The following is a 19,828-nucleotide window of genomic DNA, read 5'->3' as shown; positions in this document are numbered from 1 at the left end:
GATGGAATACAGTACGCTGGCGGCAACTCTTACGGCTGCTGCTGTCCTTGTAGCTGTCGCAGGCAAAAAGTTTGCTTTGCCCGACTGGACAGAAGCCGGAGACAAAACGGAAGAAATACTGAAAAGAACCGGTGGCAGATTTTCTAATCTTGAAAACAGGACCCTGTTAAAGAAGGTTATAATGCAGGCCGGTTTGGATATAGAACCCGAATATTTCATCGGTTTGCAGATAGCTTTGCCGATAGTTTGTGTAATTTGCTTTTTGCCCTTTGTCTTGATTGGTTTGGTAGATATTTTCTGGCCGTTGCTTGTAGGCATTATATTATATTTTATTCCTAGAGTATGGTTGAATAACAAAGCCAGGCAGCGAGTTGAGAGTATTAACAGGGATATACCGGCATTTTGTGTATCCTTTGCGGCGGTTCTGGAATCGGGTGCTGACTTTTATACAGCTATAACCGAAGTTTCCAATAGCATGAAGGACAGTGAGTTAGCCAAAGAATTTTCAAGAGCGATTGACGAAATGAGCCTTGGTAAAAGACGCAGTGATGCTTTGGCAGATATAGCGATAAGGTGCAGTATACCGGACTTGACGGACTTGGTTAGAAGAATGGATCAAGCGGAACGGTACGGTACATCAATGGCAGACGCGATAAAAGATCATGCACAAAGGATTATGATTAGGCGTAAAAATGATGCCGCTGAAAAGGCAGGTAGGTTAACAATCAGGCTTCTGCCTATCATATTAATTTTCATACTCGGCCCATTGATGGGGCTTTTATTTTTCCCGGTATTCTATCACCTGTTACAAGCATTTTAAGAATCTACTGGGGCAAGTTATTTTTTTATGGGAGGTGAAAAAGGTGATCAGCAAATTTAAAGAGCAATTAAAAGAGCTTCATCAAGATGAAAGTGGACAGGGAATGGCAGAATACGGTTTGATTATTGCTCTTGTAGCCGTTGTGGTAATTGGTGCCCTCACACTACTGGGTAATAAACTTTCTGCAAAATTTGGTGAAGTTAATGACGCTTTAGACTAAATTACTTTCTATAAACCCCGGTTGTTTAACTGGGGTTTATTTATTTTTTAAAAAAATTTTTAAGTAAGGAGGCAGATATGGGTGAATCTTTTAATTTAGCTGGTTGGCTAATAATTATCGGACTTATAATTATCTTTGTTCCTTTAATCGGGGCTGCTGGCAATTTTATAAAAAACCAAATAATGCTGCTTAATCTTAATGCAAAGCAGTCAACTTTTTTAACAGTAGCTATTTTTGTAGCACTCGCTTATTTGCTGTTAATCAAGACAAACATAGCGGAGATGCTACACTTGTTGGTTAAGGAAGTGGTTTGATGTATATTAACTTAATCTTGGCTATAGCACTGGTAGCAATAACGACTTACACGGATATAAAAGAGAGGAAGATATATAACAAGCATGTTTATCCTGCAATGGGTTTAGCTTTAATTTTTATCTTACTGCAAGAACAATACCAACTCTTACTGTCCGCTGCTATCGTCTGTGGTTTTTTCTGCTTTCTGTACTACGGAAGCAATTTCATTTCTAAAATTGCCATCATGACAGGGGCATTACCATTAGCACCGGGGGAAAAGGCTATCGGCGGGGGAGATGTGAAACTGCCTGTTGCTTTGTCCTTGCTGGTAGGTCATATGCCTGTACTGTATGGAACTGCAATGGCGGGAATTATCATGATTGGCTATTACGGCATTCGCACATGGCAGGCTTGCGGTACAATTAAGGCATTTGCGGATGTAGCGTTGGGTAGAGTACATATGCCTACGGCTTTTGCACCGTTTTTGGGGCCCTCAATAGCCGCAATAGCAATAATAGAAAATTTTTTAGCGTAAACTACATTTTGTAGTTGACAAAGTATTATGCACCATATATAGTAGTATAAAAAGCAAGGAAAAAAGTAAGGAATTGACAGCAGAGGGGCATTGATATGCAAGAAAAAACTTCAAAATTAACATCTAAAGGTCAGACTACAATTCCTAAATACGTCCGAGAAAAACTGAATTTAAAAGAAGGTGATAGATTAGTCTATATTCCCTATGAAGATGGTTTTCTAATTAAGAAAGTGGAGGATAACTGCAAATATGTACCTTGTCCATGCTGTAAAGGAACGGGTTTAAGAAAAGTGAAAAAAGGAGAGTGATAATTTATCATGAGGAAAAAATTAGTTTTGCTGATGATGGTCGTGCTGTTGCTCTTTGCTACCCCGGCTTTTGCCATAATCATTCCAGGCAACGGCGGGGAAGGAGTTGACACGACACCTGCTAGGCCTTTCCCCGGCTACAAAAATACAAATACAAATCCTGCACCGGCATACAGCGGTATCGCCGTTATTGTTGACGGGATGAGGCTGAATCCGGACGTACCGCCCTACATTGACAGCAATAACCGCACGCAAGTACCGTTCCGGGCTATTGGGGAAGCACTTAACTGTCAGGTAACTTGGATTGAGAAGGAAAAGAAAGTTGTCGTTCAAAAAGCCGGATTTACAGTGGAAATGGTTATCGGCCAAAGGACTTTCAAGGTAAATGGTGTGACGAAAACCATGGACACCGCACCGGTTATCACCAAATCTCGGACATTTATCCCCGTTCGCTACGTTGCAGAAGCCTTGGACTGCAATGTGAACTGGAACGCACAGATCAGAACGGTAGAAATTACAAGCAAATAAGACCGAATCCTAGCTGATTAATTAGCTGGGATTTTTGCCTTATTTAAGAAAACTTTTAAAGAAGGAGGGTACATTTCTTGAAAAGGCTGCTTATCTTAATGCTCACAGTCATTTTTGCACTAACCTCTACACTACCTGCCTTCGCAGCACCGGGAGACGTAACCACATTCGGCTTCAATGATTTTCGCACCAGAGAAGGTTACAGCACTACACCGATACTGTGGCCCGCATGGGAAGATAACTGCGACATATCTTTCAGTCAGCCGCTCATTTTAAAAGGTTGGGGCAAATACGAGGGACAAACCCTCGCAGTAGTGGCGGCAGGCAAACATTTAAGGGGCTATGTGATGAAGGAACCGGATTATTCCGGCAACTTCCAGCACAACGAACCGGTATTTAAACTGCCGATACATGGCGATAAAGAAACCAAAAGTCACCCCACATTGGTAGAAAAAAACGGCAAAAAGTATATTTACATCGGCACTGAAACGGCAGGGGATAAAAGTTATATCGAAATATTTGATATAACCGACTTTGATAATGCCAGATATTATGATTCTTTTATGGATCTTTGGGCATCTGACATTGTTTCCGCCCCTTTGGTACTGGATTGGAGAGGGCATGAAGTAGTAGTTTACACCGCCGGTAACACCGCCGAAGTCCACTTGGCTATTGACATGCTGGATAAACAAAAGGCTAACAACCTGCGGATTAGCCTTGGTTCCGGACGAACGTCTTCATCCCCGGCCCCTATTTTAAACGGGCAGGGCTTTGCAGTTGGTTTGGATAAGGGAACGCACCATGGAGAATTGGGATTATTCCGACTGGATGATATTTTAGCGGAAGAAAACGGCAAGGTAGTATTAAAGTCAAATGACTCATATGACAAAATAGCATTTAACGGCGGTATTGTAGCCAGCTTTGCAGTAGACGGCGATTGGCTGTTCTTTGGCGACTGCCAGAGCCGAATTTACGGCTACAACGTTGCTACAGGAAGTTCTTGGGTAAATGCTGACAACGCCGGTATTTTCTCCAACCGCTCACCGGCCCTTACTAAAACCACGGTATACTTCCCGGCAGTAAACCACCCCGGACAAAAGGGCAGACTGATTGCAGTAGACAGAGCTACCCATCAAACCAAATGGGTAGCAGAATTTGCCGACCGGGCACAGACAGCACCGATTATATGGCGGGTACAGGGAACTAACGCAGCCGTAGCCTTCCAAGGTGTAGGTAACGGTTGGCTGGCAGGTATAGACACATACACAGGCGTAAAATATCAAACCACACTCATTGCCAATGCCGACAGCAACCAAAACTACGGTACCGGAGTTTCCGGTGAATTATCCCTTGCCCATGACTGGTTAGTGGCTACAACCGAAGACGGGGTTAAAGCATGGAAAGCCGTGCCTTTCAACTTAGTGGCGGTAGACTTGACTACCGGCCTTGAAAAAGGAGAAAAAATCAAAAAAGACGGGGTTTATAACGGTTCCTTTACCGTTAAGAACGAGCATGTCTTTATCGGTACGGCAAATATCCCCGTTGGCGTGTACAAAAACGGCAATTTACAAACCTTAAAATATGAGGATGGCACAGAGCCTAAAAAAGGAACATTTCGAGGAAAAGACTGCTACTTCACTGACTTAATGGCTACAGAAGAAAAAACTCTGTACTTTACTTGGACTGGATCGGATAGCAATGTAGAGCTGGTTGGCACCATTAACGAAGCACCTGCGGTACGCAAATATCCCGAAACAACATATGAGGATAACGTAATAAGGAAGGAACTTGTTCCGGCACAATACGATATTGCAGTTAAGATATTACCTTTAAAGACAAACTGGGTGATTGACGGATCTTCAACGACCGTCAAAACAAATATCGGCGTTCGCCGGAAAGACAGCATACCGGGGCCTGTACCGATTAAACTTACCGTTAACGGCCCAGCCGGTACCAAGACACAAACATTCACCTTAGAACCGGGTAAAAACACACAAATCCCATATAACTTTACTGCCAGCCCCGGCACATACACAATTACAGCAGAGGCATGGCCTTCTGACAACAGTTGGAAAGATGCTTACCCACCGGACAACAAAGACAGCGTCACCATAACCGTTAAACAAATGGGTTTACCTGATACAGATAAGGAAATAAGAACCGGCATAGGCTCTTAAATTAAACCTAACCATGCTCGTTATTTAATAATAGCGGGCATGGTTTTTATTATTTAAGGAGGGGTGGCATTGAAAAGACTGGTTACTGATCAGAGAGGACAGGCGATAATAGAATTCGCCTTGATTTTTATAATATTCATGGGGGTTTTAATGGCATTATTCATACACGGTTCTTGGATGTATAACAAATTTCATACAGATAGAGCCGCTAGGCAAGCGGCTTTATACTTAGCCAGCACGGACGATAAAGCAAGAGCTACCCAAATTGCCAGAGAGCATTTAGAAAAGACAATTATTTTTTCAGACATTAAAGAGATAAGAGTATACTGGAACGGTAACTCTACGGTAGGAAGGGTAAGGGTAGAAATGGAAACATTTTTCCCCGGCATGGCAAAGCTAATTAACTCTGCAAATCCTACATGGTCAGGTAAAGTAATGATAACAAAGGAGGTAACAACTCCCGGTGAACACAAATTTACGCACTCGCACGAATATAGTAAGTGACGAAAAAGGTAGTATCATGCTGGAATTTACCTTTTGTATAGTGCTGATAGTATTTCTCTATCTTGGCTTGATAACTGTTGCTTTACGCATAGACGAATACAACGCATTGCCAAAGGTAGCCCGTGATGCCGGCAGACAAGCAGCCATAACCGGCAGTATAAGCGAAGGCTATAACAGGGCTGAACAAACTGCATGGGTATTAGGCTTAGATAAAAACAAAATGGATGTAAGGATTAACAGATACAGCTTTGGTTCACGGGAATTGATTGACTGTGAAGTAAAATATAAATCTTCCCCGTTTTCCCGAATATTTCCCAAACTGGTAGATGACAGTCCATTTGATGAAAAGGAATTAAGTTCAAAAGTAACCTTTGGATGGTGGGATTATGAAAAAAAATAACTTGTTTAAGGATGAAGACGGCAGTATTCTGCTTTTGACTTTAGGCGTAATGTTCATACTGCTTGCCATTATAGCAACTGTATTTGATTTTGGCAGGTACAACGCAGCAATGGAAAAACTGCAAAATGCCACGGATGCTGCTTCCCTTGCTGCGGCTAAAAGTGCGGAAAGATGGGTTAAGCTGGAAATCGATCCCGGTGAAAAAAGAGATGTCTGTTGCGGACCTTTTGGCTGTTCGGAGTGCTGTAAATATTGCGGCGGTACGATAATCGTAACCGGCACGGAAGCAGAACTACTTGACAATAACGGCTGGAAAGACTACTGCTGTACTTGCGGTTGTGGCAGCGTGGAAATACTCGATAGATGGGTTGAGTACAAAAATGGCGGTAGTGACGCCGTAAAGGCCGCTAATACGCTGTTTGAAATGAATAAACCGAAGGAGATGGAAGATGTAACGGGGGGTGATTCATACATTACATCAATAGACATAAGGGATAATCGAAGAGACCCTTACTATCCTTCCGTTATAGTAAAAACACACGGTAGAGTAAAAACAATAATGATGGACTTTCTAAACATTATAGCACCGGACTCTGATTTTTCTCATATCAAAGGCTCAACCTGTTCACAAGGCGAGACATACTATGTTGATTTAAAAACTGGCAAATGGCAACGCCCACCCGAAGCCTACTGCCTAGACTAATTGAGGGAGATGGTTAAAATAGGGAAAATGCCTAGTTCACTACCCAGTACGCTGTTGTTTTTATCCGCCGGCATATTTCTGGCAATCACCGGCACTTTAGACGCTATCACCTTTTTGGCAGTTATCGGCTGTGCCGTATGCTCGCTTTTGACGATAACCGAAAGAACGGAATTGGCTTATATCGGAGGTTTGGCTTTAATTTCAATATCTCTGATATTGCAAGCGGTATTAGAAAGCAAATGTATCACCTGTCTTAAAGCAGATACGCTTATTCTCGCTGCGGTAATTTGCTTAACACCGTTTCAAAATTTTAAATTACCTGCTCAAATTATGTCGGCAGTTATGTCTGTTGTAATGTTTTTTGCTGTAGTAACTGTTGTTCCGGTAGAAAGCGAAAGTACAGATATTAAACCGCACGGCTTTGGTCAATACTTAGAAGTCCAAGAGACTAGCGGAGAAAAATTAACACTAAACACAGCCGAAAATCCGGTACTGCTGTTTTCGCCTAGCTGTTCCGCATGTGAGAAGGCTTTAAATAAAGTAATGGAACAGGACGCTGACGGTACTAAATGGAAGCTGGTGCTTTCGTCCAGCAAAGAAAAAGATATTAAAAAGGCCAATGAATTATTGAAAAGAATAGGCTACACCGGAACGCTATATACCTATGACTGGCACGGCTCGGTGCCAATAGTTATTTATACAGATGAAAATGACAGTACGATAGTATCTCATTCAGTAGATAAGACTATACCGCTTCTTTAGTTAAGTAGGGATAGTTTTTTATTTTTAGGGGGCGATATTCATTGAAGTTGCTTAATCTTGCCATAGTACCGATAGTAATGTTTGCTTTTGGCACACTGGCAGGTTTGTTAAATATACAGTCGTTAGTTATAGTCAGTAATTTGTTGTGGCTGTTAACCGTGTTACTGCTGATAGGGCTAATCTATTTCTTTATCAGGCATGTTACAAAGCAGTTAGATAACCTTGATTTTAACAAGCCGAGCTACGAACCCTTATCCTTGCCAATCAAAGAAGCAAAGGACATGGATAAAGCATTTAACCATTTAATTAAAGAGATAAACAATTATGAAACAAGACAATGGCAGAAAACAGCAGAACAGGCAAGCAAGTCATTAAAGATGATATTCAGTTCTGCTATTGACTGTCTTACAGGTATTGCAAACAGGAGATACTTAGACATTCGCCTAGAGGAAATGTTTAATACCGAAAGACGCTTGTCTGTCATTATGCTGGATATTGACTTTTTTAAAAAAGTTAATGATACCTACGGCCACCAAGTAGGTGATGAAGTACTACAGCAGTTTGCACAAATCATTGTCAGTACGGTAAGAGAAGGGGATTTTGTAGCTCGTTACGGTGGTGAAGAATTTACTGTTGTCACGCCAAACAGCTTAACACAATCGGTAAATACGGCAGAAAGGATTAGAAAAACTGTTGAATCAACGCCGATAAAAACGAGTGCCGGAACAATTCATATCACGACAAGTATCGGTGTTGCTGAAAAAGAAAAAGACGATACCGTTAAATCCCTATTAGAAAGGGCAGATAATAACCTCTATTATGCAAAACAAAGCGGCAGGAACAAAGTCTGCAAAAGCCATCCGTCGGTAAAGGGGGATAAAATTGTTGCTTTATAATCTAACAAAAGAAATTCTCGTAGCAGAAAACGTAATCATGGCAGATACCTTTGTGAAAAGGTTTTTTGGATTGATGAACAGGCACAAATTGCCGGACGACACAGTAATGGTTATAAAGCCGTGTAAGCAGATACACACGTTTTTTATGCGGTTTGAGATAACTGCCGTCTTTGTCGATTCTAAAAACATTGTACTGCAAGTAATAAAGCTGAAACCGTGGCAAATAAGCCCGTATGTTCGAGATGCAAGCATGGTTATTGAACTTCCTGCCAGCAAAGATAACAAGTTATCTTGTGGAGACATTATCATGCTTTCGGAAAGGAGGATTAATTGATGTGACAGATACTATTGTAACGCTGTTCGTTCTTGGCTGTGTTCTTGCCATCGGCATAATTGATTATATAAAGAACAGCGTACCTAACATAATCATTTTTGCATTGCTTCTGGTAATACTGGGTTATAACTTTGCTACCAAAGAATTGAACGATGCTCTATACAGTATATTTCACGGCTTGGCGTTTTTTGCGATAAGCATTATTTTTTACCTAACCCAGTATATGGGGGCAGGCGATGTAAAGCTAATGACAGTACTGGGAATGTGGTACGGCCTGTGGCCGACATATATTATTCTTCTAATCGCCGTAGTGGTTGGTATTGTTGCTGTGATAATCAAGCATATCGTCAAAGGAGATTTAAAAGAGTATTTTACTATACTCGTTAACGGATTTATTTTGCTGATGTATAGAACCAAAGGCGATATAGGCTGGGGCAAGCTACCCTTTGGCATTGAGGAAAAAACACCGGAAAACGCTATACCATTTGCTACTTGCATATCTATTGCCGTGGTAGCATGGCATGTTTATGGAATTACAATGACATAGATTAGGAGGTTTAAAAGTAGTGCTGAGAAGGTCGAAGAAAGGAATCAAAACAGCTTTCAAAGTAAAAACCAATCCTTTGTTACTAATTTCTTTGCTGTTGGTAATCATATCAGGTTTTGGGATTTATCAAGCATTTAACAGCGTTATGCAACCTGTCACAGTAGTTGTTCCCACTAAAGACATTGACGCACTGGAGAAAATTAGCGAATCTGATGTTGCCGTCAAAAAGATAGCTAAGCGTGACTTACACCCACTAGCTTACAGATCAGTAGAACAAGTAATCGGTAAATACCCACGAATGCCGCTGACAAAAGGAGAACCGATACTGAACACAAAACTTTTGAATACCAACGATGATTTGGTAGAAACCTTTGAAACCTTAAAACCCAACGAAGTCATAATCGCACTGGACAGAGATGATGTTCGTATACCCAGTATTTTAAAGAAAGGCGACTTGGTTACAGTAATGGCGGTAACGCCGGAAGGTGTTCTTGAGCTTGGTGTTGGTTCCAAATATCTGTCTGCAAGTGTGAGCAACATAGTTGCGGATATTAGTAGCGTATCTACCAAAGGCTCGCCGGCAGAGGAAGAAGTGCTTTTGGTTTGTGAAAGAAATGAGGGCAAAAAGATACTGCAACATTCATTAACAGCTGACATTATCTACATTATGCCGGAACAGCCGGATTATGTTTTAGATTACAAAAAATAATAAACTGGCAAGTATCTACTTGCGATAAGGTGGGAGGACTAGAAGGTGCTTAATAATTTCAAAGAAAAGATACACATAAATGAACTGGTAACAATGGTTCGGAATAATCTTGTTTTTAAACATGGGAAACTGATTTTAAGCGAAGGTAGAGACATTACAGAGCTGATTAAGCAAGAAGTTGCGGAAATGTTTAATGCTTTTAAAGTGCCAAATTATACGCTGGAAGAAGCTCAAAAGTATGTAATATCTAGAATGATCGGCATGGGGCCCATTGATAAGTTACTTTACGAAGATCCGGAAATCAGTGAGATTATGATTAACGGTCCCAATAAAGTATTTATTGAGAAAAACGGACAGATAATGCTATCGGACATCAAATTTGAGAGCAACCAAGAAGTCTTGAACATTCTTGACAAAATCGTGCGGAAAAGCGGTCGCAAGGTTAACTTTTCAGAGCCGACAGTTGACGCTCGCTTCGGTGAAATGAGGGTAAACGCTGTTATCCCTCCCGCAGCTGACATGCCTTACATTACTATCCGCAGATTTGTAAAGAAAGCATTTACTACAGATGAACTAATTAAAACAAAGTACATGACTAAAGAAATAGCAGAATTTCTCAAATGGGCAGTTAAAGGCAGGTTAAACATTATTGTAGCGGGTGCTACCGGTTGCGGTAAAACCACTTTTATGCGTTGGCTGTGTCAACACATCCCAGAAAATGAACGGATTATTACTTTGGAGGACACAAGCGAACTCAACTTAGAACGTTCGCACTTAATTAAACTTGAAACTTGTGAGAAAGCAGATGCTTACAGATTGATGATAAACTGTTTGCGTATGCGTCCTGATAGGATTATCATGGGTGAGATTCGTGGTGCAGAGGCAATACAATTATTAGAGGCTATGGGAACCGGACACGAAGGTTCTATTTCATCTGTACACACAAACTACGGCAAAATGGCAGCCATTCAGCGGATTATCAGAGCGGCGGCCAAGGCCGGTACAGTTAGCCCGGAAGAAATTAAGGCAATGATTTCCGAAATTCTTAATTTGATTGTGTTCCTTAAAAGATTTCCTGACGGTAGTCGAAAGATTATCGGTATCAGTCAAGTGTATTCTAAAGACGGTGAACCGGCCTTTAGGGATATTTACAAGTATGACATTTACAGAAGGCATTACTTCAATATGCCGTTAAGCAACGATGTGTTAGAAATAATGGTTTCTAACACTATGACAGAACTACCTAAAATACCGCCTTTCATGCCTAAAGAGAAAATAAAAGAGGTGGTATGATGGATATTCTACTTTTCTGCATAATGTTCACAATAGCTGGAATTGGCATAGTCCTAGCTATATTTAAAGAACAAATCATTGAGTTATTTAAGAAAAGCGAATATAAAAAGGCAAAACGAGGAACGACATTTTACTATCTAGATGTTTTGGGAGAAAGCAGAATTGAGTTTATTATCGTCACTTCTCTTTTGGCAGTGGCAGGTTTCGGCATTGGGATAGTGTTAAACAACATTGTAGCGGCCTTTCTAATGGCTTTCTTTGCAGTTAAGTTTCGTCAAAAGCAGACTTCAAACAAGTTTTTAGCAAGGAAAGCTGTTATAGACGAACAAGTAGACACTGCACTGCAAATGATTGCTTCACTAAATGAAACTACCAATGATTTAATTTATTCAATAGAAAAGGCCGCTGATACAACGGCAAATCCCATTCGGGATGAATTAAAACGCACTGTAGCAGAATACAAGGCCGGTAAGAATTTAAACGAGGCCCTGTTAAGTTTGGCAGAGAGAACAGATAACCGAGACCTTGACGTATTCGTTAAAAGTGTCATGCTTTCAGAACAGTTTGGTACAAACACTTCCGAAGTTATTACTGATATATCAAAAATAATCAGGGATAGAGTAATTCTTAGAGAAGAAGTGAAAAACGAATTAAAAGGACAGAAGTTAACAACGTCAATATTCTTGATAGGTTTACCTATGGTTGCTGGTGGTTTGATCATCTTCATTGAGCAGGCACGGGCAACATTGACGCAAACGCTTGTAGGTAAGGCGTTATTGGTTATCTCCCTAACAGTTTGGTTTGTTTCATGGTATGTAACTAGCTCGCAAAGGCTGGTGGGAGACCTATGATGGATGTTTATTTGCCGATAATCTTAGCCAGCGTTAGTATAGGTGTTTTATTTTTGACTTTAAGAGTAGACAACATCATCTTGGTGCTGGGGAGAAAAGACAGGTTATACGAGAGGTTTAAAAGGGGTACAGAAACTCTAGGCTTAGAGATTAATGTGGAATTGATTTTAGGTGCCAGGCTGATTGCTGCAATTTTCTTTCTGTTGATAGGAATTGCGGCTTTAATTTCGGCTAATACGGCATCTTTTTTCTTTATCATCCTTGCTATTGCTGTTTACTATTATCCGATTAAATGGCTAAACAATAAAGAGGCTGAGCGGATAAATGATATTAAAAGAGAATTTCCGCTGATGGTATCGCTTCTAAGAGTATATTCAAAGGCCGGAGGATTGTATCAATCGTTAAAAATCGTGCCTTACGCTTTAAACGGTGAGCTTAGAAGGCAGTTAGACATATTAAATATTGAGCTGGAAGTTTACCCGTTTAAAGAGGCTTTGGACAGGCTTGCAGAAAGAAGCAAGTTTCCTCCGTTAACAAACTTAGTATCAGTAATAACCTTGGGTATGAACACCGGTGCCGATGTTGATGACATTTTAGATGGCTTTGCAAAAGCGGCATACGATGTTCGAGTAAACGAAGTAAAGCGAAAAATAAAAGCACAGCCAATCATAATGACAGTGGTACCGGGTGTTTTAATGTTTACCATGTTGCTCTTATTTATCTATCCCATGTTTTCTAACATCATTGATGGTCTTAACTCTTTTTAAGCAAATTTTTTACCGAAAAAGGAGGGGATGCCAGCTGTGTCTTAATGAGTATCACTTTTTGATTTAACTGGTATTTCATTTTCCATAAAATGTTTTTATACCGGAAGGGAAATACCAGCTATGCCTTTATTTCTAATCTGTAAACTATTAATCAAGAAAGGGGAACTGTTAATGCTTAATCTTGTAATGTCGTTCATTAAAGATGAGAGAGGAAACTTTATTGAAAACGGACTCTGGATTATCATTGTCGTATTGCTTGTAGCCGGTGCTTCTGTTGCCTTCGCTACCAACTTAAGTGAAAAGTTTAAAGGCATTTCTAATAGCATTAAAGATGTTAATATAGAGAAAATTAATAATTAAGAAGGAGTAGTATCTATGCTTTAGTCAAAGAGGGGTAAATATCCCTCTTTTTTACAATAACTGTAACAGAAAGCCCTCGAATTCATTCGTAGGGACCGACTTTAGTCGTGTAGAGCTTCAGACAATTTCCCGGGAAAGGCGGTTAGCCTTAGCGGTGGGTAGTTCACATTTATCTAGTCTAAGAAGGTGATACAAAGGCATGTGGGAAAAAATAAAAAAATTTTTTTTTGATGAAAGAGGTACATTTTTAGAACAGTTGTTGTGGATGGCTCTCTTTGTTTTGTTAGTGGCCCCCTTTATTTATACACTTGGCAATGCAGTAGGCAACAAGTTTGACAGCTTTACAGACAAAGTCAACGAAGTTGGTGGTTAAAGGTGAAGAAGTTAATTAAGTGTGAGAAGGGAAGTATCTACATTGAAACATTGATGTGCTTGCCGATTTGGTTTATGATCTTTGTATTTATTTTTGAAACCAGTCTTATTATGTATGACTGGGCAGTTATTAATATGGCCTGCAAGAAAGGGGCAGTTAATGCGGCTATCGAAGGCAATCTTTCTCTTGATATTAGAAACCAAGTCAGCACATACGTCAGAGATTGGACTACGGAAGGTAAAAACAAGGCTATTAGCAATACCGGTACATCTTCATACTACGATCCCGATACCATCGTAATATACGGTACAAATGCGACAACCAACGTGCAAAGGGGTGGAGAAATACAGATAGGCATTGCTTACCCTATTCAATTCAAAACCTTTATTGTAAAAACACCAGCTAACTGGGTAATTGAACAAATGAATATTAGCCTAAAGGCTAAGGCGGTGGCTACCAGTGAAAAGTATTTCTGACTTTCTTAAAAATCAGCAAGGCTATGCTTATTTGATGACACTAATTGCATTTCCCTGTATTCTAATGCTGGCGGCTATGGCTATAGATATTGGGCACGTAGCTGCGGCTAAAATGAAGGCACAAAACAGTATAAACCTTGCATTAAGAGCGGCCTGTCAAGAACTTGATGAAGAAGCACTGCAAGATCCTATTGAGCCGCAACTTGTAATATTACCAAACGAGGCAAGATTAAAGTTTAACGAGGTTCTGCAAAAGAATTTAAACCTTGACGCTTACAACAATCCCATGGCAGGTTCTTTTGCGGCAGGTAAAGTTATCGTTAACGATTTTAAAGTTTTTAATACTGTGCCTGACACCTATACTTATGGCAGCTATACAGAACACATAGACAGGGTTTGCATATCTGCTGTTATTACAGTGCCGATAAAGCTAACTGGTTTTGCTAGAATTTCTGAAGATATTCCAACAGATTTTGACTTGGTTCTTCACTCAACAGTTGGACCGGAATTCATACCACAAATATAAATTGTTTTCCTCAACCCTTTGCCAGAACGTGTGTTTTTGGTAAAATAAGGAGTGGAAAGGGGTGAGGAAACGGTAAGTTTTAAAAATTTGTTATAAACAAAGTTGTTGTTGGTAAATATAACAAATTAAATAAAAAAGGGGAGGATAAATTGTTGAAATTCAAAAAAGGTATATGTACAATACTGGCATTAGTCTTTATGCTAGTATTTGTAGCAGGGGCGGCTCATGCGGAGGAATTTGAGCATAAGATTGAGTATATCAAGAAGGGTGAAAGAGATGTAACTGATTATGCCCAATTTGGCCCAGAGATAAAATCAATGCTGCCTGATTTGTATGTACAAATGGGTTCCCATATGAGCTTTTTTCTTGGTGAAATGGAAATAGTCAGTATAAATGGTGTGCCGTGGCAGTTAACAGAATATGCAGAAAAAATGAGGGAAGGATTCAAAAATGAACCTGAGTCTATACTAAAGCAGCGTCCTGAACTCGAAAATTTAATATTTGACGTAAGAACAAACGGCAAATATGGGACAATATACAAACTAGCAAAACAAGGTAAGTCTGAAGAATATATAAGAAGTGTCGTTCTTGGGGAAAGTGCCAATGCACAACCCAAAAAGCCAACAACACCCGAACCACAAGAACCAGCTGAACCAACCGAACCAACTCAAACGGATAATAACAAAGATGCGTTAGAACCTGATGCAATTTTAACTTTATATGTTAACTCTAATCAATATTCTGTTAGAAAAGGAGATTTCTATAAAGGCGGCACTCTTGACGCAACCCCATTCATACACAATCAAACAACGATGGTGCCTTTAAGGGGCGTAATTGATAAGTTCGGTGCTGATTTAGCTTGGGATGCCAGCAACAGAACAGTAACTATAACCAAAGGAGAGGACACAATAGTCCTGCTTATTGGCGTTAACAAAGCACAAGTAAACGGAAAAGCACAAAGTTTAAATACTCCGCCAATCATCAATAGAGATCGTACCTTTATACCGCTAAGGTTTGTGAGCGAGGGATTGGGGTTTGATGTTACTTGGAATGCAAGCGAAAAGAGTGTAACTATAAAACAATAGCAAATGTTTTGTGCAAGGGCAGTTCTCGAAAGAACTGCCCTTATTTTATTTGGAACATATTTTAGGGGGGTGATACCGTGATAGGAAAATATATTGTTAGAACGGTGGTGAAACTCGAGTGAGGTTAAAGCAGCTAAAAAGCATTGTGTTTCTTTTACCTTTGCTGATGTTCGTAACAATGTTTGCGTTTCCAACGGATGCCCAGGCGTGGTCAGAAAGTATCAGCGTATCAAAAGGTGATACTGTAGCTTGCTATCACTTTTCACCCAATCCTACTGTTGTTTATGAAGGGAAATGGGATGTCTACATTGATGGTAAAAGAAGAGGCGAAGCTATTTATTTACAGGATAATAGAGCTGACGGAAGAAACTATGTCAGTTATAGTAATCTTAATACTGTTATCAGTGCATGTAACGGTAATCCATCTTGGGCTAGATCAAGAATTTCATCAACGTATATTCAGAAGGGCGGTAGCAATATATATCACGGTGTTTGGGTACGTGACATTTTGAAATACTGCGGCTGCACTTTAGATTATACCTATGGTAGAGTTAATATTTACACAACACCGAACCCTTCTGCCAAAATATCTGTACCTTCATCTGCAAAAGCAGGTAGTAATGTGTCAATCAACATTCAAGGTAGCCAGTATACACCGTCCCAGTGGGGTTATAATGGCATAAAGTACACCTTAAAAATTAATGGTTCACCGGTTAAATCCGGTAGCGGAAACAGAAACTTTAGCGATAGAGTAAACCATACATTTAGCAGCGCAGGAACTTACAGGATTACTTTAGAGGTAGAAGATGAAATCGGGCGCACAGGAAAAGATGAAGTTACTATTAATGTAACAGGTGGAGGTTCTCCGCCACCGGCTCATGAACCGCCGCCTGCACCAACAGACGGGCCAGTGGCATATTTTGCCATGCCTGCTACTGGCTATGTAGATGAACCAATTCAAATTACTGACCGTTCCCGTGCAGGTGACAATCCGATTGTTGATCGGGATTGGAGTACTAGTCCAAGTAACTATAGCGGCACATTGAAAGATAAAGGAGGAACTCTGCGCTTTAAGTCAGTAGGAACATACATGGTAACATTAACGGTAACAGACAGTGCAGGCAAAAGTGATACTTGCGAGCTAGATATAGTAATTACAGAACAACCACCGCCGCCTCCACCACCTAACGGGCCGCCGGTAGCAAGGTTTGATGCTCCTAGAACTGTAGGAATCGGTGAAGAATTTGAAGTTGTAAACAAATCAACCGACAAAGAAGGCCCAATTGCTAAGGTAAAATGGACTTTCCGACCTAAAGATGGTGTAGAGGAAAATCTAGGAGATACTGGCGGTACGGTTAGGCTGCTAAAAGAGCAGGAATATAACTTAGAGTTATATGTTGAGGACGAAGAAGGATTATCGGATACTTACGACAGAGACATCGAGGTAATAAACAAGGAACCAAAGGCAAGTTTTAGCATACCTAGCGAAGTTACTCAAGGTGACGATGTAAGAATTAAAAACCGGGCTTATGACCCTGACGGTGAGGTAGTGGAGTGCAGATGGGAGGTAGAACTTCCAGAAGGCGGTAAGATAGTATTCCCATATGAGGAAAAGGAATTACCAACAACACCGGATACCGAAGTCACGGTTTACTTCGATAAAGAAGGGATCTACAAATTTACCCTAACTGCTGTAGACGAATGGGGTAAAGAAGGTACTGAAACCAAGGAAGTTGTGGTAAAACCAGCCATTCCCACAGCGTATTTTGATTGGAACGGCCATATTAAACAGAACAGAAAGCTAACTTTTGAAGAGCAAGGGGTAACTTCTGAACGGTATCCGATTATACCGGAAAAAAATCAGTGGGTGATAATCCCTGTATCTGGTGAGGCTACATTAGACGCAGTAAGAGTAAAACCTGATGAATCTACCGCAACACATGGTATTAGCACTGTAGAAGGAACACAGGTTTATCAAATTATGAGCAGTGAGAAATTAGCTTCACTGTACAAAAAGCCTGGTACTTACAAAGTGAAATTACGTGTTTCTAATACAGCAGGACATACATCAGAGTGGTATGAACAGGACTTTGAAGTAGTAAAAGATGAGCCACCGATAGCAGACTTCAACTTGCAGAGTGCCTATATTAGAAACCCCGATGACAATAATCTAGCTGCTATTGATGTTGTTTGCGAATCGTATAGCCCTGACGGTGATGTTATTGCCAGCAGGATATGGAAGTATAAATATGACAGCAACAATGACGGTAGCTTTGAAGATGAGGATTGGGTTATATTAGATAGCGGCAACAATCCAACGCCAACACTAAAAACTGATGAGGTAGGTAGATACTATTTTGAGCTAGAGGTCAAAGAGGATTTCGGTGAGCCTGATCCAACAATTCCGGAGTTCATTGAACCGGAAGACTATTTAGGCGATAATACCGATGACAAGCCAATGAACGAAAAACAGACAGAAGTGTTAAATGTTAAACCAGCAGTAGCATTTGAATCTTTCAAGAAAAAGAAGGTAGATATAGTATTTACAACAGGTGAAGTAGACGAAAGTAAAATATATAATTTACAAGGCTTAATTACTACCTATCTAGAAACAGAACTTAATACCAACAATGTTGAGTATGGAACCATTAAAGCTGTAGAAACAAGTACAATTTCTACTGATGAACAAGGTGCCGCTAAAATTTTAAGTGGCTGGAGATCCGTTCAAATACCACAAAACTTCTCTGGTAGCTTGACAGATATTTCCGGTGGTTGGGCAATTGATACCCAAAAGCTATATGCTACCGGCAGTTATAGACCTGCAAGAGGCTATATTAACCCTTCGCCGGATGCTTACAATACCGGGGATGCGGATATTAAATTTGTTTGGGGTATTCAAAATGACGCCCGTGACTTTTCTCATGGTGAAGCCGGTTTCATGTTCCGAATAAAAGATGACAGAAACTATTATGTTTATATCATGGACAACCATGATGCCTGTGGTAATGTTCTTTATAATTATCAAGAAGTTTTAGTCAAAGTAACAAACGGCTCTAGGCAAATTATTGGTACAAATAGTTTCCCATCTTTCCATGCCGGCCAAAGACACAACATTAACATCGTGCTAAAAGGAAACAACATAAAAATATATAGGGATGGCGACTTAAGGTTTGACTACACGGATAATAACAATCCTCATTCAAAGGGTTCATATGGTTTCTATGTCTGGGACCAGTATGGAGCTTACTTTAGCAATATTGCCGTTACCACAAAAGCAACAAGGACACTTGATGAAGTGGTCAACTACCCACCACTTAGCACCATAGGTGCTTGAAGTGGGGGCTTGTGTAGCCCTAGTTGACTAGCCTAAGCGAAAGCTACGTTAGGTAATTGCATACCCTAGAATGATGCCTTAGTTCTAGGCTCTATGGTGGCTCTGTAAACAGTCCTGAGGGGTAGGGATAGTCAACCACGATTTTTAGAGTTTTCTTGTAAAACACACATTACCTAACATTGGCGAAGGGCAACAACTCCTAAAAGGAGGAATACTTTATGTTAGTATTCGTAAAAAATAAGCATGGTGAAAATTTAATGCCATGTAAACCTAGTAAAGCTAGAAAATTACTAAAACAAAAGAAAGCTAAGATAATTAGTTATAAACCTTTTACAATTCAGCTTTTATATGGAAGTGGTGGCTATAAACAACCTGTAACTTTAGGTGTAGATTTAGGCTCTAAACACATAGGAATAGCAGTAACAAGTGAAGACAGAGTTCTTATAAAAGGAGAAATTGAACTAAGAAATGATGTAAAGAAAAATTTAGATATAAGAAGGCAGTATAGAAGAAGTAGGAGATATAGAAAAACTAGATATAGAAAACCTAGATTCAATAACCGAAAGAGACCAGAAGATTGGCTACCACCTTCAATTCAAAGTAGAATTGATAATACATTTAGATGGATAGACAACTTTATAAATTTACTGCCAAGCCCTAAGTTGTGTATTGAAGTAGGCAAATTCGATGTTCAAAAAATGATGAATCCAGACATAGAAGGTGTAGAATACCAGCAAGGGGAAACTTATGGTTACTATGATGTGAGATATTATGTCACTTGCCTCTTTATCCTCTTCCTAACCTGAAGAGTTTTTTCAAATTAACCCGGTTAGACAATGTTTCCTATACCCCGACATTTTGCTATAATTTTTGCAAAATGCTTCGGGGTGATTTTTGTGGTCGTTTATCATGACTTTAAAATCGATTTAGAAGAATATGCCCGTTTGGGAAAGGAAAACAATTTTCCTTCTTTTGATAGATGTCCCTGTTGTAAGGGCATGGTTCGCCTTTATCGTCATGGCTACT

General features: G+C 40.1%; 25 protein-coding genes. All 25 read left to right on the top strand.

Annotation, left to right across the window (positions count from 1 at the left end):
• The first annotated feature begins 1 nt into the window (after position 1).
• On the top strand, positions 2–820 hold the full coding sequence (locus BR02_RS0110790; RefSeq protein WP_031516981.1) for a type II secretion system F family protein: 819 nt from the start codon (positions 2–4) through the stop codon (positions 818–820).
• A 43-nt stretch (positions 821–863) separates the two neighbouring features.
• The gene (locus BR02_RS15140; RefSeq protein WP_420795392.1) at positions 864–1,040 is read left to right on the top strand and encodes a Flp family type IVb pilin; all 177 of its coding nucleotides are present in this window, start codon (positions 864–866) and stop codon (positions 1,038–1,040) included.
• Between the two features lie 77 nt (positions 1,041–1,117).
• A complete protein-coding gene (locus tag BR02_RS0110780) occupies positions 1,118–1,354 on the top strand; it encodes a hypothetical protein (protein ID WP_031516979.1) in 237 nt (78 codons plus the stop codon).
• Positions 1,354–1,869, top strand: coding sequence for a prepilin peptidase (locus tag BR02_RS0110775; protein WP_031516976.1), 516 nt, complete (start codon positions 1,354–1,356; stop codon positions 1,867–1,869). Before BR02_RS0110780 ends, BR02_RS0110775 begins: the two co-directional genes overlap by 1 nt.
• Before the next feature lie 95 nt (positions 1,870–1,964).
• Entirely contained in the window at positions 1,965–2,177 is a 213-nt protein-coding gene (locus tag BR02_RS0110770; RefSeq protein WP_031516974.1) for an AbrB/MazE/SpoVT family DNA-binding domain-containing protein, read from the top strand.
• A 9-nt stretch (positions 2,178–2,186) separates the two neighbouring features.
• Entirely contained in the window at positions 2,187–2,705 is a 519-nt protein-coding gene (locus BR02_RS14885; protein ID WP_051688283.1) for a copper amine oxidase N-terminal domain-containing protein, read from the top strand.
• A gap of 77 nt (positions 2,706–2,782) precedes the next feature.
• Positions 2,783–4,882, top strand: a complete 2,100-nt coding sequence (locus BR02_RS0110760; protein ID WP_031516970.1) for an outer membrane protein assembly factor BamB family protein — start codon at positions 2,783–2,785, stop codon at positions 4,880–4,882.
• A gap of 69 nt (positions 4,883–4,951) precedes the next feature.
• Positions 4,952–5,386: a TadE/TadG family type IV pilus assembly protein gene (locus BR02_RS0110755; protein ID WP_031516969.1), complete on the top strand. Its 435-nt coding sequence runs from the start codon at positions 4,952–4,954 to the stop codon at positions 5,384–5,386.
• Positions 5,346–5,786 carry a TadE/TadG family type IV pilus assembly protein gene (locus BR02_RS0110750; RefSeq protein WP_157834964.1) on the top strand — a complete coding sequence of 147 codons (441 nt, stop codon included), beginning with the start codon at positions 5,346–5,348 and terminating at the stop codon, positions 5,784–5,786. Before BR02_RS0110755 ends, BR02_RS0110750 begins: the two co-directional genes overlap by 41 nt.
• Entirely contained in the window at positions 5,773–6,489 is a 717-nt protein-coding gene (locus BR02_RS0110745; RefSeq protein ID WP_031516965.1) for a pilus assembly protein TadG-related protein, read from the top strand. Before BR02_RS0110750 ends, BR02_RS0110745 begins: the two co-directional genes overlap by 14 nt.
• A 27-nt stretch (positions 6,490–6,516) precedes the next feature.
• The gene (locus BR02_RS0110740) at positions 6,517–7,251 is read left to right on the top strand and encodes a hypothetical protein (protein ID WP_157834963.1); all 735 of its coding nucleotides are present in this window, start codon (positions 6,517–6,519) and stop codon (positions 7,249–7,251) included.
• Between the two features lie 41 nt (positions 7,252–7,292).
• Positions 7,293–8,147, top strand: a complete 855-nt coding sequence (locus BR02_RS14880; protein ID WP_051688282.1) for a GGDEF domain-containing protein — start codon at positions 7,293–7,295, stop codon at positions 8,145–8,147.
• Between the two features lie 37 nt (positions 8,148–8,184).
• Positions 8,185–8,481 carry a DUF192 domain-containing protein gene (locus BR02_RS14435; RefSeq protein WP_274377133.1) on the top strand — a complete coding sequence of 99 codons (297 nt, stop codon included), beginning with the start codon at positions 8,185–8,187 and terminating at the stop codon, positions 8,479–8,481.
• A 1-nt stretch (position 8,482) separates the two neighbouring features.
• Positions 8,483–9,028: a prepilin peptidase gene (locus tag BR02_RS0110725; protein ID WP_031516956.1), complete on the top strand. Its 546-nt coding sequence runs from the start codon at positions 8,483–8,485 to the stop codon at positions 9,026–9,028.
• Positions 9,029–9,047: 19 nt separating this feature from the next.
• Positions 9,048–9,737 (top strand): SAF domain-containing protein, encoded by a 690-nt coding sequence (locus tag BR02_RS0110720; RefSeq protein ID WP_031516954.1) that lies wholly within the window; start codon positions 9,048–9,050, stop codon positions 9,735–9,737.
• Positions 9,738–9,782: 45 nt separating this feature from the next.
• Positions 9,783–11,030, top strand: coding sequence for a TadA family conjugal transfer-associated ATPase (locus BR02_RS0110715; RefSeq protein ID WP_051688280.1), 1,248 nt, complete (start codon positions 9,783–9,785; stop codon positions 11,028–11,030).
• Complete coding sequence (locus BR02_RS0110710) at positions 11,030–11,881, top strand: type II secretion system F family protein (protein WP_031516950.1); 852 nt, start codon at positions 11,030–11,032, stop codon at positions 11,879–11,881. Before BR02_RS0110715 ends, BR02_RS0110710 begins: the two co-directional genes overlap by 1 nt.
• On the top strand, positions 11,878–12,648 hold the full coding sequence (locus tag BR02_RS0110705) for a hypothetical protein (RefSeq protein ID WP_031516948.1): 771 nt from the start codon (positions 11,878–11,880) through the stop codon (positions 12,646–12,648). Before BR02_RS0110710 ends, BR02_RS0110705 begins: the two co-directional genes overlap by 4 nt.
• Positions 12,649–12,819: 171 nt before the next feature.
• On the top strand, positions 12,820–13,008 hold the full coding sequence (locus tag BR02_RS0110700; protein ID WP_031516947.1) for a Flp family type IVb pilin: 189 nt from the start codon (positions 12,820–12,822) through the stop codon (positions 13,006–13,008).
• Positions 13,009–13,207: 199 nt separating this feature from the next.
• Positions 13,208–13,381, top strand: coding sequence for a hypothetical protein (locus BR02_RS15480; RefSeq protein WP_157834961.1), 174 nt, complete (start codon positions 13,208–13,210; stop codon positions 13,379–13,381).
• Between the two features lie 2 nt (positions 13,382–13,383).
• The gene (locus BR02_RS0110690; protein ID WP_031516945.1) at positions 13,384–13,857 is read left to right on the top strand and encodes a TadE/TadG family type IV pilus assembly protein; all 474 of its coding nucleotides are present in this window, start codon (positions 13,384–13,386) and stop codon (positions 13,855–13,857) included.
• Positions 13,841–14,383 (top strand): TadE/TadG family type IV pilus assembly protein, encoded by a 543-nt coding sequence (locus BR02_RS0110685; protein ID WP_031516943.1) that lies wholly within the window; start codon positions 13,841–13,843, stop codon positions 14,381–14,383. The genes BR02_RS0110690 and BR02_RS0110685 overlap by 17 nt, the downstream gene beginning before the upstream one ends.
• A 152-nt stretch (positions 14,384–14,535) precedes the next feature.
• Positions 14,536–15,468 carry a stalk domain-containing protein gene (locus BR02_RS14875; protein WP_051688279.1) on the top strand — a complete coding sequence of 311 codons (933 nt, stop codon included), beginning with the start codon at positions 14,536–14,538 and terminating at the stop codon, positions 15,466–15,468.
• A gap of 118 nt (positions 15,469–15,586) precedes the next feature.
• On the top strand, positions 15,587–18,802 hold the full coding sequence (locus BR02_RS0110670; RefSeq protein WP_157834960.1) for a PKD domain-containing protein: 3,216 nt from the start codon (positions 15,587–15,589) through the stop codon (positions 18,800–18,802).
• Between the two features lie 218 nt (positions 18,803–19,020).
• Entirely contained in the window at positions 19,021–19,608 is a 588-nt protein-coding gene (gene iscB / locus BR02_RS0110665; RefSeq protein ID WP_084171022.1) for an RNA-guided endonuclease IscB, read from the top strand.
• Positions 19,609–19,828 lie beyond the last annotated feature (220 nt).

It is taken from the genome of Desulfofalx alkaliphila DSM 12257, assembly GCF_000711975.1.
GTDB lineage: Bacteria > Bacillota > Desulfotomaculia > Desulfotomaculales > Desulfohalotomaculaceae > Desulfofalx > Desulfofalx alkaliphila.
This window is presented reverse-complemented; position numbering and strand designations above follow the sequence as displayed.